23 protein-coding genes are annotated in these 24,091 nt (G+C 49.1%); 11 read left to right on the top strand and 12 right to left on the bottom strand.

The window, feature by feature from the left end:
- Positions 1-70 precede the first annotated feature (70 nt).
- A complete protein-coding gene (locus FCN78_RS14975) occupies positions 71-2,962 on the bottom strand; it encodes a ligand-binding sensor domain-containing protein (RefSeq protein WP_162274065.1) in 2,892 nt (963 codons plus the stop codon).
- Positions 2,963-3,189: 227 nt separating this feature from the next.
- On the opposite strand from FCN78_RS14975, the gene FCN78_RS14980 reads away from it, so the two are divergent.
- Entirely contained in the window at positions 3,190-3,909 is a 720-nt protein-coding gene (locus FCN78_RS14980; protein ID WP_077658911.1) for a GntR family transcriptional regulator, read from the top strand.
- Here the strand turns inward: FCN78_RS14980 and FCN78_RS14985 are convergent.
- Positions 3,865-4,557 (bottom strand): HAD-IA family hydrolase, encoded by a 693-nt coding sequence (locus FCN78_RS14985; RefSeq protein WP_077658910.1) that lies wholly within the window; start codon positions 4,555-4,557, stop codon positions 3,865-3,867. The two genes, FCN78_RS14980 and FCN78_RS14985, sit on opposite strands and share 45 nt — an antisense overlap.
- A gap of 154 nt (positions 4,558-4,711) precedes the next feature.
- On the opposite strand from FCN78_RS14985, the gene FCN78_RS14990 reads away from it, so the two are divergent.
- Positions 4,712-5,407 (top strand): fumarylacetoacetate hydrolase family protein, encoded by a 696-nt coding sequence (locus FCN78_RS14990; RefSeq protein ID WP_077658909.1) that lies wholly within the window; start codon positions 4,712-4,714, stop codon positions 5,405-5,407.
- On the opposite strand, the gene FCN78_RS14995 is transcribed toward FCN78_RS14990, so the two are convergent.
- The 4 genes from FCN78_RS14995 to FCN78_RS15010 form a co-directional block, all read right to left on the bottom strand.
- On the bottom strand, positions 5,368-5,922 hold the full coding sequence (locus FCN78_RS14995; protein WP_077658908.1) for a DUF1415 domain-containing protein: 555 nt from the start codon (positions 5,920-5,922) through the stop codon (positions 5,368-5,370). The two genes, FCN78_RS14990 and FCN78_RS14995, sit on opposite strands and share 40 nt — an antisense overlap.
- A gap of 40 nt (positions 5,923-5,962) precedes the next feature.
- Complete coding sequence (locus FCN78_RS15000) at positions 5,963-6,427, bottom strand: CreA family protein (protein WP_069360860.1); 465 nt, start codon at positions 6,425-6,427, stop codon at positions 5,963-5,965.
- Between the two features lie 133 nt (positions 6,428-6,560).
- Positions 6,561-6,893: a hypothetical protein gene (locus tag FCN78_RS15005; RefSeq protein WP_077658907.1), complete on the bottom strand. Its 333-nt coding sequence runs from the start codon at positions 6,891-6,893 to the stop codon at positions 6,561-6,563.
- A 100-nt stretch (positions 6,894-6,993) separates the two neighbouring features.
- Positions 6,994-7,671 carry a hypothetical protein gene (locus FCN78_RS15010; protein ID WP_069360858.1) on the bottom strand — a complete coding sequence of 226 codons (678 nt, stop codon included), beginning with the start codon at positions 7,669-7,671 and terminating at the stop codon, positions 6,994-6,996.
- A 370-nt stretch (positions 7,672-8,041) separates the two neighbouring features.
- Between FCN78_RS15010 and FCN78_RS15015 the strand changes: the two genes are divergently transcribed.
- From FCN78_RS15015 to FCN78_RS15030, 4 genes are all read left to right on the top strand, one after another.
- Positions 8,042-8,443, top strand: coding sequence for a GFA family protein (locus FCN78_RS15015; RefSeq protein ID WP_077520382.1), 402 nt, complete (start codon positions 8,042-8,044; stop codon positions 8,441-8,443).
- Between the two features lie 513 nt (positions 8,444-8,956).
- Positions 8,957-10,714 (top strand): PAS domain S-box protein, encoded by a 1,758-nt coding sequence (locus FCN78_RS15020; RefSeq protein WP_077658906.1) that lies wholly within the window; start codon positions 8,957-8,959, stop codon positions 10,712-10,714.
- 98 nt (positions 10,715-10,812) lie between these two features.
- A complete protein-coding gene (locus tag FCN78_RS15025) occupies positions 10,813-11,070 on the top strand; it encodes a glutathione S-transferase N-terminal domain-containing protein (protein ID WP_077485007.1) in 258 nt (85 codons plus the stop codon).
- Positions 11,071-11,088: 18 nt separating this feature from the next.
- On the top strand, positions 11,089-11,433 hold the full coding sequence (locus tag FCN78_RS15030) for a hypothetical protein (protein WP_201258643.1): 345 nt from the start codon (positions 11,089-11,091) through the stop codon (positions 11,431-11,433).
- Position 11,434: 1 nt separating this feature from the next.
- Here FCN78_RS15030 and FCN78_RS15035 read toward each other — a convergent pair whose 3' ends face one another.
- Positions 11,435-12,823, bottom strand: coding sequence for a sensor domain-containing diguanylate cyclase (locus FCN78_RS15035; protein ID WP_077520378.1), 1,389 nt, complete (start codon positions 12,821-12,823; stop codon positions 11,435-11,437).
- A 93-nt stretch (positions 12,824-12,916) separates the two neighbouring features.
- Positions 12,917-13,801, bottom strand: a complete 885-nt coding sequence (locus tag FCN78_RS15040) for an aspartoacylase (RefSeq protein WP_077658905.1) — start codon at positions 13,799-13,801, stop codon at positions 12,917-12,919.
- Between the two features lie 222 nt (positions 13,802-14,023).
- Between FCN78_RS15040 and FCN78_RS15045 the strand changes: the two genes are divergently transcribed.
- Positions 14,024-15,454 (top strand): 6-phospho-beta-glucosidase, encoded by a 1,431-nt coding sequence (locus FCN78_RS15045; RefSeq protein ID WP_077599724.1) that lies wholly within the window; start codon positions 14,024-14,026, stop codon positions 15,452-15,454.
- A gap of 139 nt (positions 15,455-15,593) precedes the next feature.
- Here FCN78_RS15045 and FCN78_RS15050 read toward each other — a convergent pair whose 3' ends face one another.
- The 3 genes from FCN78_RS15050 to FCN78_RS15060 all read right to left on the bottom strand — a co-directional run bounded on the left by FCN78_RS15050 (position 15,594) and on the right by FCN78_RS15060 (position 19,225).
- Positions 15,594-16,133 (bottom strand): histidine phosphatase family protein, encoded by a 540-nt coding sequence (locus FCN78_RS15050; protein WP_069360852.1) that lies wholly within the window; start codon positions 16,131-16,133, stop codon positions 15,594-15,596.
- Between the two features lie 191 nt (positions 16,134-16,324).
- Positions 16,325-18,160, bottom strand: a complete 1,836-nt coding sequence (locus FCN78_RS15055; protein ID WP_077459217.1) for a GGDEF domain-containing protein — start codon at positions 18,158-18,160, stop codon at positions 16,325-16,327.
- A complete protein-coding gene (locus FCN78_RS15060) occupies positions 18,161-19,225 on the bottom strand; it encodes an ABC transporter substrate-binding protein (protein WP_158014680.1) in 1,065 nt (354 codons plus the stop codon).
- Positions 19,226-19,433: 208 nt separating this feature from the next.
- On the opposite strand from FCN78_RS15060, the gene FCN78_RS15065 reads away from it, so the two are divergent.
- The 4 genes from FCN78_RS15065 (at position 19,434) to FCN78_RS15085 (ending at position 22,304) form a co-directional block, all read left to right on the top strand.
- The gene (locus FCN78_RS15065) at positions 19,434-19,820 is read left to right on the top strand and encodes a hypothetical protein (RefSeq protein WP_077658903.1); all 387 of its coding nucleotides are present in this window, start codon (positions 19,434-19,436) and stop codon (positions 19,818-19,820) included.
- Positions 19,821-19,877: 57 nt separating this feature from the next.
- The gene (locus tag FCN78_RS15070; protein ID WP_077658902.1) at positions 19,878-20,234 is read left to right on the top strand and encodes an NADH:ubiquinone oxidoreductase; all 357 of its coding nucleotides are present in this window, start codon (positions 19,878-19,880) and stop codon (positions 20,232-20,234) included.
- 20 nt (positions 20,235-20,254) lie between these two features.
- Complete coding sequence (locus tag FCN78_RS15075; protein WP_327292361.1) at positions 20,255-20,839, top strand: GNAT family N-acetyltransferase; 585 nt, start codon at positions 20,255-20,257, stop codon at positions 20,837-20,839.
- Positions 20,840-20,999: 160 nt separating this feature from the next.
- On the top strand, positions 21,000-22,304 hold the full coding sequence (locus tag FCN78_RS15085; protein WP_077599722.1) for an MFS transporter: 1,305 nt from the start codon (positions 21,000-21,002) through the stop codon (positions 22,302-22,304).
- Positions 22,305-22,367: 63 nt separating this feature from the next.
- Here FCN78_RS15085 and FCN78_RS15090 read toward each other — a convergent pair whose 3' ends face one another.
- Positions 22,368-24,038 carry a methyl-accepting chemotaxis protein gene (locus tag FCN78_RS15090; protein WP_077658900.1) on the bottom strand — a complete coding sequence of 557 codons (1,671 nt, stop codon included), beginning with the start codon at positions 24,036-24,038 and terminating at the stop codon, positions 22,368-22,370.
- Positions 24,039-24,091 lie beyond the last annotated feature (53 nt).

The following is a 24,091-nucleotide window of genomic DNA, read 5'->3' on the forward strand; positions in this document are numbered from 1 at the left end:
TGGTGACAAACGTTATTTTTCATCAGATCTAACAAAAAGGAGCGCGCTGGCGCTCCTTTTTTTACCTTTTTTACGCATCCGCGTATGACGATTGACCACTACGTTGACGAACACAATTGCGCCCATCGCGCTTGGCACGGTACAAGGCTTGATCGGCTTGTTTGAGGCCATCAACATAATCCGTGGCCTGATGGTTGCCAGCCACACCAATGCTTACCGTCACTTTTAATGACGGCGCAATGTCGTCGAGGGTCAGTGCCGCGATACGGCGACGTAAGCCGTCAAAGTAGGTGTAGCCATCTGCAGGGGTACCTGCAAACAGTAACGTAAACTCCTCGCCACCCCAGCGGGCAACATGGCTTAACTGTTGGCGTTCGTTATGCAAAAAGCGCCCAATACGCTGGATAATTTGATCGCCCACCAGATGCGAATGCTGATCGTTAATGCGCTTAAAATGATCAATATCTAAAATGGCCACTTGTAAGGGCTGACCCGACTGGTTGGCGTCATCAAAGGCGAGGTGCCAGTACTCGTCAAACGCACGCCGGTTAGCCAGACCCGTTAATGCATCCTCTTTCGACATACGTTCAAAATCGTCAGCTTGCGCTTGCAGCGCTTGCGTTTTCTCTTTCACTAGCGCTTTGAGCTGCGCTTCTTTTTGTTGCATCCGGCGGATCCGCCACATAAAGGCGCCGTAGGCGAGGGCGACTAAGGCCAAAAAACCTAGCGCACGTATATCTGACCGTTGCCAAAGTGAGGGGGTCACACTGAAGCGATAGCTAAGCACATCATCACTCCAATCGCTATAGGGGTAGCGTGCACTCACTTTAAAGGTGTAGTCACCCGGTGGTAAATTCGTATATTCGGCAATATGGTTTTCGTGGCGATAGGCCCATTCAGACTCAAAGCCCTCTAGCTGGGTGCGGTACTGGATTTGCTCTGGCATCGTATAGCCGAGCGCCGCATAGGAGAAAGATACGCGATTGGTGCCCGCCGGTGCGGTGTTACTTGCCTCAGGATTAATCGCTTGGCCATCAAATCGCACTTGTTGCATCACAATCGGTAACGGCTGGCTAAGTAATTGCGCTAGCCGGGTCGGCTTTACGCTAGTCACCCCTTTGGCGGTGGCGAAGACAATATCGCCCTCTGCGGTTTTGGTCGCCGCAGGATTAGAGCCGCCATTGGCCTGACTATTTCTCATGCCATCGCTTTGATCATAGTGCTCAAAGTCAATACGCGTGCGGGTGTTATCCGCTACTTGATGGGCATGATAATAGTTGACTCGCCAGATCCCTCGGTTGCTGGACAACCAAAAACTTTGGTCATCGCCTTTAACGATTTGAAAGAATTTATCAATCGGTAGGCCATGGGGTCGGCCGACCAAGGCGAGTTGGCCATCCGCCTGCCGATAACGGATAATTCCTCGATCAGTGGCCATCCATACGTAACCCGGTTCGTGGAAAAAGCCAAACACATACTGCGCCTGCTCTTGCTCGCTGAAATCGAGAGGAATGATGGTCTGTTTGTGCAGATACCCGGCGCCGCTGCCCGTTCCTATCCATAGCTTGCCTGTATCGTCGAACGTTAACGACATAATATAGTTGCCGGGGAGGGCACTATTTTGGCTGGTGTAGCGTGCACGCTTTTGATAAACGGCTGACGCGCGCGCGGGTTGGTTGCTTGGCGGGGACGAAAACTTGATCAAGCCACGGGGTGTGCCCACCCATAATGTGCCCTCACGTTCGACAATCGCCCTGACTTCATGGTCAGGTAATTGATCGTTCAGTGTTGTGGCGGGGGTGAGCGAGCCTTGCTCCCAATAATAGAGACCTTGTTGATAGGTGCCCACCCAGACGCCACCTTGTGCTCGAGGCGCGAGACTGAGCACCGATATGTCGTCGGCTAATATTTTGGCATTACCTTGTACGATATCAATTTGGCTTAACCCTTCACTGGCCCCTGCCCACACCGTATTTTTATCGCCCGCAAGTACGGTGCGCACATAGTCACCGGCTAGTCCATTATCTTTAGTCAGCGTTACAAACGGCGCGTATCTAAGCCGCATTGCCCCGCCATTGGTGCCTATCCAAATACTGCCTTCATTGTCTTCAAACCAGGATAATATCCGGTTGTTAGACAGTCCGCGGTGAGCGTCAAGAAAATCGACATGTTGGCCTCTCATGTGGGCAATCCCGTTGTTGAGCGTACCGAACCAATAGGCACCACGACTGTCTTGTTCAACCATGGTAATCGCTTGGTGGAGTAGCTCACTCGCCAGTGGTGTCCAGCGACTGTTTTTATAGCGCCAAGCGCCATTTTCGGAGCCGACGAGGAGGCTCCCATCCTGACCACTCGAGACATAAAAGGCTTTACGAAACAGATTATGAAAAGAGAGAGGCGTCGCGCCATGTTGTAACGATAGTTGATAGACCCCTTTTTCGGTGGCTGCGTAGACTTGACCATCGGCGGTTTGGGTCAGGTGATAGCTGCTCACAGTATCGATAAATGTCTGTGGGGTGGGGTCGGGTTGCGAGAGCTGCTCGGGGGCGTAGTAAGCAATCCCCTTTCCCTCAACCGCGAGCCATAAGCCGCCTGTTTGGTCATGGAGCGCATCATTAATGAGGCTGGGAGCGGTGGGAAGGCCCTGCCACGAAAAGCCTTGGCGCATCACTAAGCTGCCTCGCGCCCCGCCGGCATAAAGTTGATTGTTCGGTCCGGTCGCCAGGGCGCGCGTGCCTGAGTCTTGCATTTGTGTGTCAGGGCCGCGGTCAAAGCGCACAAACTCTAAACCGTTATAACGTGCCACGCCCTCCCAGGTCGCAAACCACAAATAGCCATCCGAAGTTTGGGCGATGGCATTGATGCTGTTATGGGGCAATCCGTTGGCAGAGGTCCAGGTTTCAATAAAATAATCAGATAATTGATTATCTTTGGCATAACTGGGCGTGATATGTCCTGACAAACCGAACCAACATAAAAGCGTGAGACACACAAGACGTCGGCTTAGTTGTAATGGGAAATGTCTCAGTGTGTTCCTTAGGTGCATCTTTTGTTCTTTGCTCCGATTCCGCGTAGACTGGCGATTCTATCTTAATCACTGTTTATTTCTTGGACATAATGGTCAGGTTTTGACAGCAAATTGAGAAAGATCACACTAGCGATACAAAGATCACGCAGGCCTGACAGCTCATGATGCAATTTATGGCGATTCGCCAGCAATTATTAGCGCAAATTGATCGCGGTTTACTGGCGCCGGACAAAAAACTCCCGGGTGAGCGTCAGCTTGCAGACACCTTTTCCACTACCCGTGTCACCTTGCGTGAAGCACTTGCGGTGCTTGAGGCAGAGGGACGCATATATCGGCGGGAGCGACGTGGCTGGTTTGTGGCGCCTACCCCTTGTGCGTATGATCCCAGCCAACTCGTCGATTGGCAGCATGATTTCTCTCAACACGGTGGTCAATTTGCTTGGTTGGCGCAAAAGACGCCCATGGCGTCAGCGGCGGTGAGTGATCAAATGCAACTGCCTCCCTTTGCGCAGGTGTTTGAGGGTGAGGGACTGATTCAGATCGCGCAGTTACCTGTTGGCTTTGTGCGTACGTTTCTCCATCCTGATTATTTCCCCAGTGTCTGGCAAACCGGTGACCAGGCAACGTTGTTAAACACGCCAGCGAACGCGGATGTGTCTTGGTCGAGCACGTGGGAAGCGTTAGACAGTGAGCGTGCCAGTGTATTGGCCGTGCCTGCGGGTACGCCCGTGTTAACGGTGACGCGAGCGTGGCGCATCCAGCCCGCCCAAGGGAGCCAGACGATCCGCATTGATACAGAATGGTGGCGGCAACATGCGGTGACACTCTGTGGTGGCTCAGCGCGTGATGCTCAGACTGGCTCTGTGAAAAAACGAGAGTAAGTCTTCACTTTTAAATAACCGAGTCACCAAAGGGTGCGCCGTTGTGGGTACATTGGGGTTGGGGTTAAAGTGGATAGTACGCATCTCGGCATTGATCCCCGCTTGTATGCCCTTGTTGGTGTCATCGATGAACACACATTGGCCGGTAGGACAGGCCATATTCATCGCGGCGTAGTGAAGCAGATCGGGGGCCGGCTTCCAGCTGTTAGTATCAAAGGCACTGAATAGGCGATGCTCAAAGTAGGGCAACAGCTTGGTGAGTCGCAGAGCATGCGTCATTTTTTCTACGGGGCTATTTGATGCCACACAAATATCAATGCCTTGCTGTTCAAGCGCCTGTAAGACGGTTTCAATGCCTTTTACCGGTGCTAATTCAGCCTCGAAATACTGACGACACAAGTGCCGAAAACGTGGCTCGAGTTGATCAATAGGAATATGTGCCCCGTTTCGTTCGCAGGTTTGCTGGAGGACATCGGTCAGTTTTCCGCCCTCAAAATGATCGAGCGAGTCTTGCAGATCAATACGCACACCAAATGTAGAGAAGGTTTCTACCAAGGCTTGGTGAGATAGCTTCTCGGAGTCAACCAAGGTCCCTTCGCAGTCAAAGATGACACAATGGATGGGGGAATCAAGTGGATGTTGCGGCATAGGTGCTCCCTTCAATCTCTCTTTGTATCCTTGGACGAGTTAGAAAAATCAACAAGTCAGTGACACGGGAAATGCTAACTGTGTCTTGCATTCTTGCCTTTTTCGTTATCAAAATTAGTCAGGGATCGACTTTTCATTAGCAAGGAAGAAAACGATGCGTTATCAACATCAATGGTTAGAGGGTGGAGCGATCGATTTGCCCGTTGGACAGGTGGTGTGTGTGGGACGGAATTATGCTGCCCATGCGCAGGAGCTTAACAATCCTATTCCGGACGAACCTGTGCTGTTTATGAAACCGCCGAGTGCCATCCAACCGTTAGATGACAAGCTAGCGATAGTGGCGTCATTCGCTCCCGTTCATTACGAAACCGAGCTGGCGGTGCTGATCACCAAACCTTTATTTCATGCCACTAAGCAAGCCGTTGAAGACGCCTTGGGCGGAATGACACTGGCGCTGGACTTGACCCGTCGTGAAACGCAAAGCCGCTTAAAACAAAAAGGACTGCCTTGGGAGCGGGCGAAAGCGTTCGCGGGGAGCGCAGCGATTGGACGTTTTGTCGCGGTGCCTGATGATTGGCGTGAGGTCGTCTTTGCATTGTCCATCAATGGCGAGAGGCGGCAGCAGGGAAATAGCGCGAGTATGTTAATGCCTGTGATCGCGCTTATTCAGCATATAAGCCAGACATTCTGGTTGAACCCAGGCGACATTGTGCTAACGGGCACCCCCGAAGGGGTTGGTGTGCTGGAAAACCGCGATCTTTTATCCTTGTCACTTGAGGGGCAGCACCTTGCCCAACCCCAGGTAGTGGTTCAGTCTGATGAGGCTTTTATCCAAGGAAAGAGTGCTTGACGCTCTTCATGGGTGAGTGCTGAAACACGCGCAATATTGCGTGCGGGGATCTGTTCTGGATCTTGGCCATAATGCGCCAGCGCGCGTGACATGCTGGCTTCACGAATCAAGTGAAAGCATGGATAGGGGGAGCGATTGGTCAAGTTCTCGCTATCTTCTGGCGCGCACCCTTCAAAACAATAGTTGGGATGAAAACTGGCGACTTGGAAAACTCCCCGCCACTGGTAGTGGTCAATCATCGCCTCGGTAGCATCGACCACGTCGAGGTAGTGATCAAAGTCAGCGAGCGCGTTGGGCACCACGACCACCGTGGTATCAGTGATGGCAGGCTCGGTGTGATCAAGATGGACTAAAGCCTGATAAATGGCAGTTAAAATCTCGGTATCATCCTGAGCGTCGCACACAGTGAGCTGAATTTGTTGTTTGCGACGGGGCTTAGCGGCGAAAGGGCAAAGATTTAGTCCAATCACCACCTCATCTAGCCACGTATTCATCTGTGTTTCGACTTTGTTCATCGAGTTCTCGTTTAAATGTCGCCTGTAGGCGTGGCGGTGATTATTGTTGTGGTTGTGACTGGTACGCCTTGGTGCCCCAAAGAGGAACCGTGGACAAGCTATGCTTAAAGCTGCCAGATGTTTCTTTGGTTGAGTAAGAGAGATACATCAAGGTCTGATTTTTCACATCGAAGATCCGACGAATCTTCATCGACTTGAAGAAAATACTTTTCGATTTTCTAAATACCACTTCGCCCGATGCGCTTTTATCAATATTGGCAATCATCTCGGGCGTAATCTCCCCAGTTTGACGACAAGAGATAGCGCTATCACTGGGATCAGAAAAGCTTAAGTCCGCTTCGACAGACGCAACATGGCACGTCACCCCGCTTACCACAGGATCGACGAGATGGTTAAGCTTGATGTCTTTCATGGTAAACATCCCTAGGCTTACGTCGCCAACTTCATCGTTATCACAGCCACTGAGTGTCGCGGCAAGCGCAACAACGAATAGTATTTTCTTCATTATTCGAGCCCTTATTGATCAGTGGCAGGAGTGTATCACAGCCCAGGCGGGAGGAGGAAAAGTGTGCGTCGATCACGGCGCTTAGTATCGTTAATGTCCGATAAAAGTATTTAGGCCAATGGCCGGCTGTGCGTTATTGCTCTTTAAATTGCGCATCGCCATCTTGGCCTGAGAGGGACTTAGGCTCAAAATTCATCAGTACTTGGGCAGCATCACAATAGCTGCCTGTATCGGCAAACGTTTTTCGGGCTGCCGCAATTTTACGCTCGGCAATGCGCCTAACGTCTTGCGCATTAGCTTGATTACTAAACGTCATTTGCTGGCTAATCATTTCTTGGCTAAAGGTCGATTTGCAAATCGTCTCGTTCTTTCCCGTCACCAGCTGCTCGGCGTTTGATGAATCTTCCGTGTTAGCGTGAGCGAAAATACTCATAAAGAGCGTAAAGACCAAAAATGTTCTCGTCATGCTTCTGACTTCCTATGCTATTTGTTTCAATCTTAGCATTAAGCCGCGACGTCGCCCACTGGCGACGTCAAAACAAGATAAGTGTTTGGGGAAGAGAGGATTAGGCAGAGATGTCACTTTCGATTGTCGTTGGGCTTGGCTGAGTTTTTGTTACGAAACGCCATTTCTTTGCCTCAGCAAGGTACCCCAGCGCCGACAGCCAAATGAGTGAGTAAGCGACTAATTCGGTACTTTCTTCCGCAATATTTTTCACATCTCGTACGTAGTTGGCGCCCATCGCTTGTTCCCATAACTCGCCCATACCAAACAAACGCGAATACACGAGTAACAGCGCTAAGGCGATCATTAAAACCGTGCTGTGTCTTGAATGAACTGCTTGCGCAAGGCTAGTGAGGGTTTCTCGCCAGTGTTTCAAAGCGGGCCAAATGGCGAGCCCCGTTACAATGAGTGCCGGTACTTTCCAAAAACCATGCATCACCACATCAAGTGTGGCATCCAGTTCTCGGATCATTAATACCAAGAAAAAGGCACTCATAAGCCCGGCAGCGTGGTGAAGGGATTGACTGAACTTAGCGACACGACGAAACGCAAATACCGTCGCGGCGAGTAGCCCCAGCTGGGACAGCTCAATCAATGATGATTCGGAAGCAACGTTGTGAGAAGCCACACTGTAATGAACAATGCCTGCAATACCAGCGAAGTAAAGGGCGATTATAAAAAATTGTCCGGCGCTTTTAAGCACCGTACGCGCAGCAGATGAAGACCGTGGTAATGTCATATTATCCTCAATTCGATAAAACGATCTGCCCGTCCGTAGCAGGTGTCACCACCCTATGTGTGACCCTTATCCCAAAAATTTCATTTGGATTGATAGTACGGTGAGCTTCATTAAACTGCAATAATTTATGTGATCGATGTCACTATATGTTCAGGGAGGCGTCAGGATTGTGAGCATTTTTTCGTCAGGCGTCTCGTTAGGTCGACGCGTTGTCAATAAATTTACACTGTAAATAGAAAATGGGCGAAAGTGGCAAACATCAATGGCGAAAATGAGCAGATAGCTATACCTATGAAATTCAACATTTTAATTGTGTTTTGCTAGACAGGCGTAGACAATAAAGTCTGATATTTTAGATAGAGGTATGCTTATGTCCACACTCTCTGCTCGTTGCCTATGCGGTGGTGTCCGTCTTACATTACCTGACACTTTCCTTTATATGGGAAACTGCCATTGCTCTGAATGTCGAAAGTTTACTGGTTCAGACTATTCATCAGTCGGCGGCATAGAGGCAGACAAAGTCTCGGTCACGGCTGGCCAAACGCATATTCGTTATTATGAGAAGAGCGCAGAAACGGTGCTTGCTTTTTGTGGGCAATGTGGGTCGAGCCTTTTCTCTCATAAAATCAATAAGGGAGTGTTCAATATTCGTCTGGGAATTTTGGATACCGCTCCACAATCGGCGCCAAATTTTCATATTCACACGGCGTCGAAGGCACCATGGCATACGCCTAATGAGGCATTAAAACAGTTTGAACATGGGCCGGATTAATTTGGTCGTGTTATGCAGCTGCTGATCCGCCCCCTTACCCTCGCTGATACGGACTTGTGACACTCAACGCCATGGCGTCTACGACCAACATGGCATCGCAAACCGTGTTGGAGCGGAACGGGTTTAGTAAATGTCGCTAAGTATCTCATATCGCCCGTATCGCGGGGCAACATATTGATGGTGTCTGTTACCAAAAAGCGCTGAGGTAGTATTAGACCTGACGGTGCGGGCGATATGACGGTAAATATCATAATATGACTACAACTGGATACATTCGCACACCACTCTCATCGGACCTCTAACAAGGTGATAACACGCATGTGGAACGGCTGGCTTGACTATGATTCATAGGTCATTAATTTAAAAGGCCAATTTTATTGGCGAATGTTTATATGCTCATACTCTTTTTGAGATACTCATTTTTTTACATCTCCTTTTACCAATAAACGAACTAGTTTTACCCTCACATTAGTACTGATATTTGTGTTAATAATTTTAATGGGAGGGCTTGCCATGTTTAAGTCAAAGTTACTAAGAAAGAGTGAGGGTGCACTACAGCAAGTCCTCGATCAAGCCATCGATGCGATTGTGACGATTGACCACCACAATAACATCACCTACTACAATCCCGCCGCTGAGCGTTTGTGGGGGTATCGTCCCGATGAGGTCCTCGGTAAAAACGTGAAAATGCTGGTGCCGAGAATGTATCAGGCGAATCACGACAGCTATGTGAATAACAACCGAAATACCGGTGAGGACAAGATTGTTGGCACATCGCGCGATGTTCAGGTTGAACGTAAAGATGGCGGTATCGCATGGTGTAACCTTTCGTTATCGAAAGTCCAAGTTGGCAAGCACATCCACTATACCGCGTTTGTAAAAGACATCAGCAAACAGAAAGAGTCTCAAGAAATCATTAATCAAACCCTCGAACAGTGTATTGATGCAGTCGTCACGATTAACAGCAAGAATGAAGTGATCTTTTTCAATAAAGCGGCTGAAGCATTGTGGGGATGTAAACGAGACGAGGTGTTGGGCAAAAATGTGAAAATGCTGGTGCCTGCTGAGATCCAATCTAGACACGATCAATTTGTGAACGCCAACAGGGAAACTGGCCAAGACAAAATCGTGGGCACGTCACGCGATATTGAATTACACACTTTTGACGGCCAAACGATATGGGCAAACCTATCTCTATCTCGGGTCAAACTCGACAGCGGTGATATTCTCTACACTGCGTTTGTGAAAGACATCGACGCGCAGAAAAAGCAGCAAGAAGAATTTAAGGTACTGTCACTGGTGGCTAACGGGACGGATAACTCAGTGATTATCACCGACCCCAATGGCTTGGTTGAGTATGTGAACCCTGGGTTTACCAACATGACGGGCTATACCTTGGAAGACATGATTGGCAAAAAGCCGGGGCATGTATTGCAAGGCAAGAACACAAGCCCAGAAACCGTGGCGCGTATTCGGCATAACCTTGATAATAACCAGCCTTTTTACGAAGAAATACTCAACTATACCAAAGCGGGTGAACCTTACTGGATCTCGTTATCGATTAACCCAATTTTTGGTCATGATGGTCAAGTCGAGCGGTATATCTCGGTGCAGGCGAATGTTAATGCGACCAAATCTGAAGCGGTGGAGAATGATGCTCGTCTAAAAGCGATTTCCGAAAGTAACATCGTGATTGAATGTGACTCGCAAGGACACTTTGAGTTGATCAATAGTCATGGCTTAAATGCCCTTGGAGAAAAGAGTCTGGACGCATGCCAACGCCGTTACCGCGACTTAAAAGGGTTAGTCGGTGATTACGATCTACAACGTCTCCAATCTGGCCAAGTCATTCAGCAGCATTTTACCTGTGAACATGAGCACAAGCGTGTGACGGTCGAAGCTGTAATGTCACCTGTGTTAGATGACGATGGAAAGCTTTCCAAAACTATCGTTTATGGCTCTGATGTGAGTGAACGGAACGCGGTGATCAGCGACACGCATGGGTCGATGGTGCAAATTCTAGATAGCATTGGCACCATTACAGGGACGATTAACGGCATTTCTGACCAAACCAATTTACTTGCCCTTAATGCGGCGATTGAATCTGCTCGAGCTGGGGATGCGGGCCGAGGATTTGCTGTGGTAGCGGATGAGGTACGTGCGCTGGCACAAAAAACCACCGCATCGGCGTCAGAAATCAGTGGCCTCATTGATGAAACCCGTACGCTCGTCGAGCGGTTGTCGCAATTTAGTGCTAACAAAGCGAGTTGATGACTAGCATCAATACCGTCTTCAATGCCATCATTAGGGATAAACAATGACAGTAAACAGCGGCACACCCATGGCCGCTTCTTCAAAAAGGAAACATAATGGCTGATTTGAACGGACTAAGTTTGTACCACAAAGAGCACTGCCCATTTTGCCATAAAGTGCGTGCAGTCATGACAGAGCTTAAGTTAGATATTCCGCTGGTGGATATGAACGCTAACGCCGAAGAGTGGCAACGCTTACAGGCCGAAGGCGGCAAAGGCATGGTGCCTTGTCTGCGTATTGACCAAGGCGGCGAAACCCAGTGGATGTATGAATCGGACGACATTATTGAATACTTGCGTGACAACTTCGCGTAATTGAACCAGATACTGGTTATGAGGGTCGCAGTTATCGATGCGACCTTCTTTTTAAGTGTTATTACCTGTATGCCTGCCTCTCCGCCTTCTTCAACGCCCTGTGCACTGTGTCAGCACCCAAGGCCGCTGACCTTCCATCACTTGATCCCCAAAACTTGTCACAACAACAAATGGTTCACTAAACGTTTTTCCCGACCTTACATGCGCGAACACGGTATTTGGGTATGCCGGCCTTGCCATGCTTTTATTCATCGCCAATTCAGTGAAAAACACCTGGGTCGCGCATTACACACCCTCGACCTTTTACTCGCTGAGCCTGTGATCCAAGACTACATCTACTGGGCCCGCAAACAGCGAGGATGAATCATTGCTTCTCGATTCGATTGCGGCCGTTTTCTTTGGCGAGATAGAGCGCGGTATCGGCACGTTGAATGATACTGTCTTGTGTATCACCTGCCGAGAAGCCCGTATAACCGATACTGATGGTACAGCGTATGGTTTGTCCGTCGACGTGAATTTCTTCACTATGTACGCGCTCCACCAAACGTTTTAGTACAACTTCCGCACCACTTAAATCTGTTTCAGGAAGCAAGCAGAGAAACTCTTCTCCGCCCCAGCGGCCGTATATGTCATTGGTCCGTGATTCTTCCCGTACAATATTGCCAAAGCGTTGTAAGGCGATATCGCCTGCCCGATGACCATAGGTATCGTTTAAGCGTTTGAAATTATCGAAGTCTACGATCGCCAGCGTTAAGGGATTGTTGTACCGTTTGCAGCGTGCCAACTCCTGAACGAGAGCATTGCTGAGATAGTGGCGGTTATAAAGTTGCGTCAACGAGTCAGTATTTGCTTGTATCTCGAGCAATTGCTGTGCCTGCTCGAGTGCTTCCCAGTCCCGTAGACGCGCCAGTTCATGGCCGACCCACTCGGCAAAGAGTCGCACCAATTCGTAGTCTTGTGAGACAAAGGGGCGAGTGGGTTCTGGGCTTGAAAAATTTAACGTGCCATAGCGTTCGCCATCAATAAAAATGGGGGCACCGATATATGCTTCGAGGCCGAAGTGTTCGTAGCAGGGATGGGTTTTGATATCGCTTTGCGAAACATGGTGGAAACCTTGCGCCTCATTAGTCTCGTAGACGTGATAACAGTATGTTTCTTTCAGATCAAACACCTGCCCAGACTGCAGGGCGTTGTCGGGATGCTGCGCGTATTTTATGGTATAACGCTGGCCATTAATTTGGCTTAGTATGCCAATAGGCAAGTTAAAGTGTTTACACCCGAGAGAGAGAATGCGCTCCACGCGGCGGCAAAAATCTAAATTGCGTGCTGAAGTGATTGAGTGGAGCTGGTTGAGAGCGGATTCTACTTCTACGCGGGTGCTAATGTCTTGAATAAAAGCCACGTACATGGTGACAACTTGCTGCTCATTGCATACTGGCCCACCATGTGTTTCACCTAAAAACACATGGCCATCGGCGGTTTTATACCTCACCACATAAACGTCATAGTATGTTTGAACTGAGTGTGTATTAAAACGATCTTTGCCCGTCGCGGTAAAGTCTTCTTGTTCGGCATAAAGAATGCGCGTGCTAGCGCCTTTGACATCGGCTAGGCTGCAACCGAACAGAGCTTCTGCTTGTGGGTTAAAAAACTGGATACGGCGATCTGTGTCGGCAATAACAACCGCCGTATCGAGATGGCGAAAAAGCGAGGGCAGTATGGCGGTAATATATTGGTCATTGGACTGGTTCACTACTGGACTCTATACGGCTGTTTAGTTTACTTTTAAGCGTAGTACAAATCCCAGAAGCTCGTGCTCGCTGAGCGTGTGAGGCTGTGAAACGGGTTATACTGTCAAGGTAAACACGTTGGCCATCGACATCGCAATATTGTTATCGTAATAGGCTGCTTCATTAATGAAGTGCGGATAGGCCGTGTAGTCGCCTTGCCATGCTAATTCAGTGCCATCAAAACACATAAACAAGGGTTCACCGGGCTGTATTGGCTGAAAGTCTTTGTCTTGAACGTGCTGGTGCACCATACCAATTCGCTCTCCATGCGCATTTTGTGGCAAATGCAGTGTCTCTTTGTAACGGTAGGCGGTGATGCTTTTAGGCAGCGCTGGCACCTTATCAATATTAAACAGATGCACGAAGTCCAAAATGTGTGTTGTCATTTCTTGCATCGATTCCATCACATCATGACGTAGCACCGATTGGGGCTGTGGACCCACTTCAACGATCACACCTTGCTTGCCGACTGAGCATAAAAACGCGTGCTGAATAGGTTCAATGTGATCTTCGACTAAGATGATGGCATCGGGCATACGCTCGCTAATGTAAGCGGCGAGTTGCTTATTGAACATATCAAGTGTCAAGAGTATCAGTGTGGGGCCCATGTTGCTGGTGGTGTTATGCAGGTCGATAATAAAATCGACACGCGGATCCCCTTTTGGGCCTAATTGTTGGTTAAGGGCTTTAGCGCGACTTTGCTCGTAGTTTGCCAAGCTGTAGTCAGCCAGCAGTTTAGGATCGAATTGACGGTTAAGATCGCAGTCTACATAGCGTTTGTTGGCGCTATAAGCAGAGGGATTTGCAAACACATGTTCGGTGGAAAAACTATCGCGGGCTGTGATTGCTGGGTTGGATTGCCACTGTTTCAGCGCATAAATACCGCTAAATTCGTTACCATGGGTGCCACCTACAATAGCAACGTTACTAAACCGACTCATGAAAGCTCCTGATAAGTGAAGAATAAACGCATGGACTTGCCTATTGAGACAGCTTAGCACTAACTACTCGATAGGTTAATAGCATAATTTTTCTTTATTAATGCTTTTCTATTCACTTGATCGCGAGTTGGTAGTGGAGGTCCTATGCTTTTTCGAGTCAGTTCACACTTCAGCTGAGTGGAAATCGTTAGCCTAGCGGAAGACGATACAAAGAGGTGAACAATGAAAACGGTATTTCCTGAGCATTTTTTATGGGGTGGCGCGGTGGCGGCTCACCAAGTTGAGGGAGGATGGGATTGCGACGGTAAAGGCGTCAGCATTGTGGATGTGCTGACCAAAGGTGCCCATGGTATCCCGCGCAAAATGACCCAGCGGGTGGAAGAACATCAAGCCTATCCAAACCATAATGCTGTGGATTTTTATCACCGCTACCGTGATGATATTGATCTCTTTGCGGAAATGGGCTTTAAGTGCTTTCGCACGTCTATTGCGTGGTCGAGAATATTTCCTCATGGTGATGAGCTTACGCCAAATGAAGCGGGCCTTGCCTTTTATGATGACCTTATTGACTACCTATTAGAGAAGGGGATTGAACCTGTCATTACGCTTTCTCATTTTGAGATGCCCCAGCATTTGGTGACGCAATACGGAGGCTGGGCGCATCGAGATGTGATTGAGTTTTTCGTGCGTTTTTGCGAAACAGTAATGACGCGCTATCGCGACAAAGTGACTTATTGGATTACCTTTAACGAGATCAACAACCAGCTCAACTGGGATTATCCGCTTTTTGGCTATTGTAATTCAGGTGTGGTTTTTACCGAGCACGATCATCCCGAGCAGGTGCTTTATCAGGTGCTACATCACCAATTCGTCGCCAGTGCCAAAGTGGTGTCTCTAGGGCATGTGATTAATCCAGATTTTAAAGTGGGTAGTATGATCCACATGATGCCGCTGTATCCGGCGAGTTGTCACCCTGATGATATGTTGGCGTCACAGCAAGCGATGCGTGACAAATATTTATGCAGCGATGTGCAGTTGCGAGGCCACTATCCACACTACATTTGGCCGCAATGGGCCAGCAAAGGGATTGAGGTCAACATGCATCAAGAGGATGCGACGATTCTTAAAAACGGCTGTGCGGACTTTTTGGCGATTAGCTACTACATGACCAATATTGTCGATGCCAACCCGCCAGAAGAAGATGAAAATGCTTTGTTTAGCGCAAGCCGATTGAATCCGCATCTACCCGCTTCTGACTGGGGCTGGCAAATTGATCCCAAAGGTCTACGTTTTGCGCTTTCTGAACTGTATGAGCGTTACCAAAAACCGATTTTTGTGGTGGAGAATGGGCTGGGCGCGACAGATAAGCGTGAAACCTCAGGGGAAATCAATGATGATTATCGCATTAGCTATTTGTCACAACATATCGAGGCACTCGGAGAGGCCATTTGGCAAGATGGCGTTGAGGTGATTGGTTACACGCCATGGGGTTGTCTCGATTGCGTGTCCTTTACCACGGGCGAATACCGCAAGCGCTATGGTTTCATCTACGTTGACCGTCACGATGACGGCAGTGGTGACTTTTCTCGTCATCGTAAAAAGAGCTTTTACTGGTATAAAAATGTGATTAAGAACAATGGCTTGACCGAGTAATGGCTTTGGTCGAGTCGTAGTAAGACGAGAAGGGACGCCTATTGCGTCCCTTTTATAATTATCGGTAAAGTCATTGCATCGAGGTACGCGATTTTTACCTTTTTAGCGCGTCAAGCCTCGCCCAAGAAGGGGGGAGACGTTAGAGGTTGGGTTGGTAGTCGACCTCAATCACTTCTCCATACTCAATCCCCTGCTCACGATAACCTACTAAGCTCTCAATCACGTTAAAATGCGCGATAACCGCAATCGTATTGTAGTCTTGATAGGTGTCGAGCACAGATGTCACCCGGCGATATAACGCGGTCGCGGACTCATAACCTGCATTGGTCACTTCATTTCCATTGGCAAACAGCTCGCGATACTCAAGCCAGCGTCTATCACGTTCTGAAAGGGGGATATAGCTCCCTTTGACATCCGCTTGCCACTCGCGGAGATCATGCTCGACAAACAGTTCTTTTTGCAATTGACGGTTGAGGATTTCTGCTGTTTGTAAGGCGCGTGTGTAGGGCGAGGAGAGGATGATATCCGCTTGTTGTATACTCGGGTGATGGGCTAGCGATTGAATGGCCGGAATACACGCACGTTGGAGTGGCGCATAGTCTTTTTCCAGTTGGCTCATTTGGCGAGCGTCGGCCAATGAGTAATCGGTTTTTCCGTGACGGACAAAGACGACTTTCATAGGGCTTCCTTTTCTGCGTCTACAGCGTCTGAAGCGCTGCTGCTTGGGTCAGTGACATTTTATTATCCGGATAATGAGGCGGCACCCGCTTAGGCAGGTGGCCGACATATCGCTGACGAGGGTTGTAGCATACCGTCATCGGACTGTCATGACTCACGTGTGGCATTGACAGTAGGGCGTGAGCAAGCTCGCTATTTTTCCGCTGTTTGGTCAAGGATCCTAGTTTGGTCGCGACCTTCCTCTTTGGCTTGGTAGAGACGTTGGTCAGCCATCTCAAGCAGGTAAGAGTCAGTGGTCTCACGAGTCGGTAGGGTGATAATGCCACCGATGCTGACAGTGATTCTGTCACCATCTGGGTTTTTCTTATGCTCGATATCAAGCTTGGCAATTTCAGCGCGAATGGTTTCGGCCAGTTGAGTTAACTTGGCGGCATAGCGTGTGGACAGCGTAATCGCAAATTCTTCGCCTCCAAACCGAGCAACCGAGCCTTGATAGCGCTCGGTTTGTGTGAGTAGCACGCGCGCGATTCGGGTGAGAACGTCATCGCCTTTTAGGTGGCCATACTCATCGTTATATGCTTTAAAGTGATCGACGTCGATCATCATGACGGCGACAGGTAATCGGCTGGCGATGCCATGTTGGATATGATTTTTTAGCTCACGCTTGAACGGTCTTCGATTACTTAATCGAGTTAGATCATCGGTTTCTGCTTGGACTTTCAACTTTTCATTGGCGACAATCAGCTCTTCTTGCAGCTCTTCCATGGCGTAATGGTTCCGCTCGCGGATCATGACTTCACTAATGGCAGTAGCGAAACGTTTTAAAAGCAACGTTTTATTATTATCCCAGATGAAGGGTAAACGGCGATTCGCCACTGTAATCATCCCAAAGCTTTTTCTACCGTCGGTTAGCGGAAAAGCGGCAAACGATAAAATATGCCGTTGGCGCAACCAAGAGCGCTCGTTAGTTGCATCATCGCCGAGTTGTCCGACATGGGGCACGACCAGTGCGTCGGTATCAGCCAGCCACCGTTTTATCATATGCATATCGCTTAAATCGACGGTCTGGGGCGCAAAATCAATCTCTTGTGGCCAATAACAACGGCGTTCAGCGCGGAATGCGTCAAAGGCATACCAACCAATGGCCTCAACGCCGAGTAATGACACCATATCTGGAAAAATTTTCTCTACGTCTTCGGTAATATATTGCGAGTCTGCGCGTAAGAATTGAATTGAAATATCAGCGAGTAACGAGCTAGCGTTTGATTGCCAATTGAGTGCCTTGGTGCGTTGCTCAACTTGCTCTTTCAATAAAGTTTGATGTTGGCGAAGTTCACGCTCTGTCACGCGTTTTTGTAAAAAGTCGTCTCTGATACGCGATTGCATCGCATTGATTGAGCGAGACACTTTGCCTATTTCGTCATTACGTTGAATCAACGAGAGTGGCACACTCGTTTGGTTGGTCTTGTCAGTTTGGTAGTAATCCAGCGTATTTGATAGTTGTTGGAGGGGGCGCGAGCACAGCCGGTGGATGACCCACAGAATGAGCAGGGTAATGAGCAAGGTTTCAGTAAAATGGACGATAGCGACAGGCACGGTGCCCGTGAAGGCATCGCGTTTAATCGCACTGCGATCGAGCACAATATTCAGGGTGCCAATATTGTTTCCTTGAACGCTCAACAATGACTGATGATTGGCGTCACAATCCTCACTGCTACTATTGACTTCAGTGATATGTGTGCCATCAAAACCTTTTACCTCAACGCGACAAATAGTGGGGAGCATCGATAACCCCTTTACACTGCGGCGTACAAGCTCTAAATCAACGACCCACAATGCGTGGCTAATCACGCGAGCCGAGTTATGGCTCCGGCTCTCTACCAGCTGCGTGGTAGCAGCCAGTGTGCGTTGGTAGTTGATGTACATCTGCGTTAGTGTACTCCCTACCGCAAAAAGTAAGCTGATCGCGAGCACAACGAAGGCGACGCGCGCTTGAAGACCGCGTAAGTTTACATCGCGTTTTATCACTTAGTTATCCATTTTCGTTGTGGTTGAATGACAATGGCTTTCAATCCCTTTCGCCATGTTCAAAAACGAGATTTGATCCCACGCCTGCTCGCGCAACTGTAGGAAAAAAGCGGAGCCAGGTTCAATTAAGTGAAATAACTGTCCAGTGCATTGCTGTGGTAACGACCAACCTTTATCGTGAGCATAAATACGGCTCAATGCAAGGCCAGCGGCTTTAAAGTGCCCGCCCCCAAGAGCGGAAATGTCGCCTTTTTCTCGCAAAGAAAGCACCCGCTCGGAGGTATTGACCGTGGCAAAATAGATGTCATCGCCAGGCGTTTTTCCCGCTTGTCGTGCGGCTTTCATCGCACCAAATGCCATATGGTCGTTAGCCGTCCACACGTAGCGTACATTGGGATAGCGTTGCAATAAGGTATGCATTTGCTCCTGGCTGATGGACTCATCCCACTGACCATGAACGACTTGATGTAACGTAATGTCTGAGCGTTCAACGAAAAAGCGTTTGCCCCCCGCTTCGCGTTTTACGGATGCGGGGGTGGTGAGATCACCTGAAATCATGACGGCTTCGCCAGGGGCGTTATCGCCTGCTCGCACCATGGCTTCGGCGATCGCATAGCCTATCGCATGATTATTGGGAATAATGCTTGGCAATAAGTATTGTTGCCAATGTGGATCTTGATAGAGTTGAGTTTTGGTCTGCTGATCGACATCATTCAAGATAAGTTGCACATAAATGGGATATTTGCTCAGTATGGGGAGTAGGTTTTTGGCCGCCAGCTTTTCATTCACAATAATAATGTAATCAGGGTGGGTCGGTTTACTCAAGGTAGCGGCTAGGATTTGACGCACCGCGAAGTGATTGCGATCGGCGTGACGAATCGTTAGATCCACATTCAATGCAGAGGCTGCGGCATTGGCATATTCATCCACGTCCTGCCAGAAGCTTTCCGTTGCATAACCAGGGTTAATAAATAGTACACGGGGCTGGGCCTGTTCAGCGTGAGCGTGGATACTGAACAGCATGTATACAGAAACAACACACCACAAAACCAGTCTTCTACACATGTAGGGAAGGCTCCTCTCCATTTGCCATCTGTGTTAAGGATAGCGCATATGTATACGCTTGATTGCGGTAGGTTTATCATTGTCTGTCATTGGTTTAGATTGCCGCTGCTTGACACACAAATTTTATTGGGCAAGCGAAAGCTTATACGGCATCATAGCTGTGTAGACTCGCGTGCCAGTCCATGGCGAATAAAATGAAAATAATGTAATGAAATCTTACTACGATAAGAAGAAATTTAAGCGGCATTTTCCGATGGATTTTTATGGCGAGAGTGAAGGCTGGCAGTTTGCAGTGCGCGCCTTGTCTCCCGCGCAAGTTCTATCGGCGAAACATTGGGTAGCACGATTGAACTGTCGTCGCCGAGACTTTCGGCTCGTTGACTTGGCGATTGACTGCTTCCACTTTGTGAGTGGCGGCAATGAGCAGATGCGTTTCACAGGGGTGGATTTGGGCACTAAAGTGAGTATCCGCCGGCAAGGGCAGATCGTCACTGTCGACGCGCTTAATCACCGCTATGGTGCTTTGATAGCAAACGTCCAGTCGTCGATTTCAACCGCGTGCATAGAGCCTGCAAGCAAGGTCGCACTCTCTTAAGAGGCTTGTTTTTGGCGGTTTGCGTCAGTGCCATACTGAGAAAAAAGGTGGGAACTCATGACGTTTATTTTGATTATTGTGCTTAGCATTCTAGGTGGATTGTTGGCGGGTGAGCATTTCCATTCTTATCTTCTTGGGTTGGGCGTCGCCAGTACAGCGGTGGGGGCTTGCTATTGGATCACGTTTCGTAGCAGCCATTATCCGCAGTTTGCTTTATTTTTGTTGTTGCTCGGGGTGGTCGCTAAGATTGCCGTGACGGCCGCGGGTGTATTGCTCGGGTTAAAAATTGCCTTGATCACCTCGCCTTTGGTCTTTTCGCTTTCGTATTTATTTTTCCTGTTTGCCTCGACCTATTGCTATTTTCGCTATCGTGAATATTGGCTCACGCGCTTGCGCCATAGAGATTTGCAGTAACGGGATCGGCGGTGTGCAGTGTGATCCTTAACGAGGAACGGGTATTGGTGATGTATTCAACGGCGCGACTGACGCTACGCGCATGGCAAGCGTCCGACTTGGCCCCTTTTGCGGCACTCAATCAAGACCCAGACGTTATGCGCTATTTTCCCAGCGTGCTCTCACGCGCCCAAAGTGATGCGATGGCGGCGCATATTCAATCCAAGCTGGCGGATAATGGGTTTGGTTTTTGGGCAGTAGAACTGACGGAGACACGGGAATTCATTGGCTTTGTGGGGTTAAACCGTCCCTCCTTCGATCTCGGCCATCAGCCGTTTGTTGAAATTGGCTGGCGTTTAGCGTCGCCACATTGGGGAAAAGGCTATGCCACTGAAGCGGCACAAAAAGCACTCGCCATCGGCTTTGAGGACGTTGAGCTCCCAGCGATTTATGCGTTTACCACCGAGAATAATCTGCCCTCACAAGCGGTGATGAAAAAACTCGGGATGACACCGGCTGCTCCCTTTACCTTTTCTCATCCTCATTTGGCAGCAGATCATCCGCTCGCAAAGCATGTCTTATACGCGATATCGAAACCCAGCTGGCAGGCAGACCATGCTGATTAATCGCCAGTACGATACGTAGGGGATACAGTATTTAAAGCAATATATTCAGGTTTCAACACGGCGGTCTTGGGTTCGCCATGATGAACACTATCACGTTGATTTTGCGGTGCCTTGCCAATAAGGGCAGAATAAAAACAAAAAGAAGAGACTGGGAGAAAGTGTGCACAAACTCGCGGATGACTTACACCAAAAACTTTTTAATGAAGAAGATGCGCGTGCCTGTAAAGACATTGATGGCAGTGCGTGTCGTGAAGTGCCGGGCAATTTTTTCCGCATTATCGTTAGCCAAGGACTCACCAAAATTGGCGACGCGGTGTCTAACCCGAAAATTGTCTTGCCAGCGCTGCTCACCGCAGTGGGCGCCCCGTTAGCGTTAATTGGCTTATTGGTACCTATTCGCGAGGCAGGCTCGTTAGTGCCTCAGTTAGGTATCGCCGGTTATGTCCGCCAATTTGCGGTACGTAAGTGGGCATGGGTGGCGGGCTCTGTCATTCAAGGGGCGTGTATCCTAGCAATGGCGATCGCCGCGTTGCTTTTAACCGGTCAAGTAGCTGGCTGGAGCATTGTTGGCTTGTTGGTAGTATTTAGTTTGGCGCGAGGCCTGTGCTCAGTTGCCTCCAAAGATGTGTTAGGGAAAACCATTCCTAAGCCGCAACGAGGACGTTTGAATGGGTGGTCGTCAAGCTTGGCGGGGGCGGTGACGATTGCCGCCGGTGTTGGATTGTTCAGTGTTTCGGATCAGCAACATGTGTGGGTTTATTGCGCGTTGTTGGCGTTCGGCGCAGTACTTTGGTGGATTGCCGCGGCGGTTTACAGTCAGGTTGATGAGTACGAAGGAGCCACTGAAGGCGGTGCCAATGCGCTCACGCATGCGCTCTCTAAACTGCGTTTATTGGTGGATGATAGACGCCTACGCCACTTTGTGATCACGCGTTCACTGTTACTCTGCTCGGCCCTATCTGCGCCTTATTATGTGCTGTTAGCCAGTCAGCATAGCCAAGCGCTGGCGATTACCACCGCAAGCTTTGTCGCGATTAGCGGTATCGCAAGTTTGTTGTCGGCTCCTTTTTGGGGGCTATTTGCCGATCGCTCCAGCCGCCAAGTGATGATAATGGCTGCGGTGGTGACGGCGTTATTGGGGCTGGTGGTAGTGAGTATTAGTCTCTGGTATCCCGCGCTTTTTTCTTTGGCGTGGGTACTGCCTGGCGTCTACTTTGTCCTGACTATTGCTCACGAGGGTGTACGCCTTGGGCGTAAAACCTACATTGTGAACATGGCCGAGGGTAACCAGCGCACCGATTATGTCTCGGTCAGCAACACCTTGATTGGTTTCGTGCTCTTATTCATGGGCGGTGTCACGGCATGGTTGAGCCAGTGGGGATTAATGGTAGTGATTGCAGTGTTATCGGCGTTGGGTCTACTGGGTGCATTGATGGCGCGCGCACTGCCAGAAGTAGAAAGATAAGTCTACGGACGGAACATGAAAGAGGCGCTGCTCACCAGCGCCTCTTTCATCTGGTGTTGCCGGTTAGACTTTAAACTGGCTCACTAGTCGTTTGAGCTCTTCGCCTGTCTGATTCAAGTCAGTCGCCGCTTGTGCCGAGTCATTACTGGCGTTAAGTAACTGGCTCACAATGTCGCGAATCGATACCAGATTACGGTGAATGTCTTCGGTCACTGTGGTTTGCTCCGACGCAGCCGAGGCAATATAGCTGGTCATGTCATTGATTTGGGTAATGGCATTACTTACCGAATCAATGCCACTACCAATTTCGTTAGATGCTTCTGAGGTTTGTTGGCAAGTATCATTACTTTGCTTCATTCCGTCCACAGCCTGATTAACGTATGACTGTAGCTCATCCAGCATTTCGCGAATTTCGTGAGTGCTCTTTTGCGTGCGGCTTGCAAGGGTTCTCACCTCATCAGCGACCACCGCAAACCCGCGACCCTGTTCGCCTGCACGCGCGGCCTCAATGGCAGCGTTAAGTGCCAGCAAGTTGGTTTGTTCAGCGATATCGCCAATCACAGAAAGCACACCGGTAATTTTATGGGACTGCTCATTCAGAGAATCCACATGGCTGCTGGAGGTGTTCATTTGCTCAACCAGCGCTTGCATCGAGGTGATCGAGAACTGGACTTTTTCTTGGGCGTGACGCGCATCATCAGTAGCAGCACTGGTGGCATCAGCCACTTGGGTGGCGTTCTGAGACACCTCCTGCGCAGCCGAGCTCATTTGGGTAACAGCGGTGACCACTTGCTCGGTCTCGTTATCATGAGTTTGTAATTGCGTGGCAACCATTTGGGTTTGCTCGTCAATTGTGCGTGCGGTGTGGCTCACTTTCTCCGTGACATCGACCACACTGCGGATGGTGGTTTGCAGCTTGTCGATAAAGCGATTAAACGCATCCCCAAGCAGCGCAATTTCGTCACTGCCTTTAATTTTCAGGCGTTGGGTTAGATCGCCATCGCCGTCGGCAATATCATTGAGGTTGTCCAGCATATCTTTCACTGGTGTTGACATCCGTTGGGCAACAAAGGCAGCCGCAACAAAGGTAAAAACTAGAATAATAATACCTGCAATGATCATTCGAGCAGTTTGTGCCGCTAATGCCTCTTCTGCATTTTCCCGGAAATCGGCAACGCGCGCCTCAATATCGTCAATGTAGGCCCCCGTTCCCAACATCCATTGGCCGTTATTAACCATGTCGGCATAGCCAATCTTTTCGATCAGTTCATCGGTACCCGGTTTTTGATAGAGGTAGGTGAAGGAGCCATCGCCACTTTGCGCCGCGTCGAGCAGGCCTACAATAATTTTGTTGCCCTTAGGATCAGTAAGATTAATCAAGGACTGGCCTTCTAGCTCTGGCTTTAAGGCATGGAATACGTTATTGCCTTGTTTATCGTAAATGTAAAAGTAGCCTGCCTTACCAAAGGTCACTTCACGAAGTGCGTCTTTGACATTTTGTGTGGCATCGCCGCTCGCTTGCTGCGCATTTTTTACCACTGTTGCGGCAATTTCTGTGGCTTCGCGAAGCTGCATTTTTCGCTCATCGATCAATTTGGTTCGAAAAGTGGCAATGTTCTCTTCGACCAGCTCACGCTCGTAATAGGTAGTGATAAACAAAGTCACCAGAATGGATAAGATCAAAGGGACGATGGCAAGCACTAAGAGCTTTCCGCGCAGCATTAACTTCAACATACCGGATACCTTGTGTTAATTGTGGTTTCTCGTTTGCTCAAGTATGGGAGATA

The sequence above is a fragment of the Salinivibrio kushneri genome, assembly GCF_005280275.1.
GTDB classification, from domain to species: Bacteria; Pseudomonadota; Gammaproteobacteria; order Enterobacterales; family Vibrionaceae; genus Salinivibrio; species Salinivibrio kushneri.

Excerpts from the sequence above, each read along its gene's own strand:
- FCN78_RS14980 (WP_077658911.1), top strand. The coding sequence starts at position 3,190 with ATGATGCAATTTATGGCGATTCGCCAGCAATTATTAGCGCAAATTGAT.
- FCN78_RS14985 (WP_077658910.1), bottom strand. The coding sequence starts at position 4,557 with ATGCCGCAACATCCACTTGATTCCCCCATCCATTGTGTCATCTTTGAC.
- FCN78_RS14990 (WP_077658909.1), top strand. The coding sequence starts at position 4,712 with ATGCGTTATCAACATCAATGGTTAGAGGGTGGAGCGATCGATTTGCCC.
- FCN78_RS14995 (WP_077658908.1), bottom strand. The coding sequence starts at position 5,922 with ATGAACAAAGTCGAAACACAGATGAATACGTGGCTAGATGAGGTGGTG.
- FCN78_RS15000 (WP_069360860.1), bottom strand. The coding sequence starts at position 6,427 with ATGAAGAAAATACTATTCGTTGTTGCGCTTGCCGCGACACTCAGTGGC.
- FCN78_RS15005 (WP_077658907.1), bottom strand. The coding sequence starts at position 6,893 with ATGACGAGAACATTTTTGGTCTTTACGCTCTTTATGAGTATTTTCGCT.
- FCN78_RS15010 (WP_069360858.1), bottom strand. The coding sequence starts at position 7,671 with ATGACATTACCACGGTCTTCATCTGCTGCGCGTACGGTGCTTAAAAGC.
- FCN78_RS15015 (WP_077520382.1), top strand. The coding sequence starts at position 8,042 with ATGTCCACACTCTCTGCTCGTTGCCTATGCGGTGGTGTCCGTCTTACA.
- FCN78_RS15020 (WP_077658906.1), top strand. The coding sequence starts at position 8,957 with ATGTTTAAGTCAAAGTTACTAAGAAAGAGTGAGGGTGCACTACAGCAA.
- FCN78_RS15025 (WP_077485007.1), top strand. The coding sequence starts at position 10,813 with ATGGCTGATTTGAACGGACTAAGTTTGTACCACAAAGAGCACTGCCCA.
- FCN78_RS15030 (WP_201258643.1), top strand. The coding sequence starts at position 11,089 with ATGAGGGTCGCAGTTATCGATGCGACCTTCTTTTTAAGTGTTATTACC.
- FCN78_RS15040 (WP_077658905.1), bottom strand. The coding sequence starts at position 13,801 with ATGAGTCGGTTTAGTAACGTTGCTATTGTAGGTGGCACCCATGGTAAC.
- FCN78_RS15045 (WP_077599724.1), top strand. The coding sequence starts at position 14,024 with ATGAAAACGGTATTTCCTGAGCATTTTTTATGGGGTGGCGCGGTGGCG.
- FCN78_RS15050 (WP_069360852.1), bottom strand. The coding sequence starts at position 16,133 with ATGAAAGTCGTCTTTGTCCGTCACGGAAAAACCGATTACTCATTGGCC.
- FCN78_RS15060 (WP_158014680.1), bottom strand. The coding sequence starts at position 19,225 with ATGTGTAGAAGACTGGTTTTGTGGTGTGTTGTTTCTGTATACATGCTG.
- FCN78_RS15065 (WP_077658903.1), top strand. The coding sequence starts at position 19,434 with ATGAAATCTTACTACGATAAGAAGAAATTTAAGCGGCATTTTCCGATG.
- FCN78_RS15070 (WP_077658902.1), top strand. The coding sequence starts at position 19,878 with ATGACGTTTATTTTGATTATTGTGCTTAGCATTCTAGGTGGATTGTTG.
- FCN78_RS15090 (WP_077658900.1), bottom strand. The coding sequence starts at position 24,038 with ATGTTGAAGTTAATGCTGCGCGGAAAGCTCTTAGTGCTTGCCATCGTC.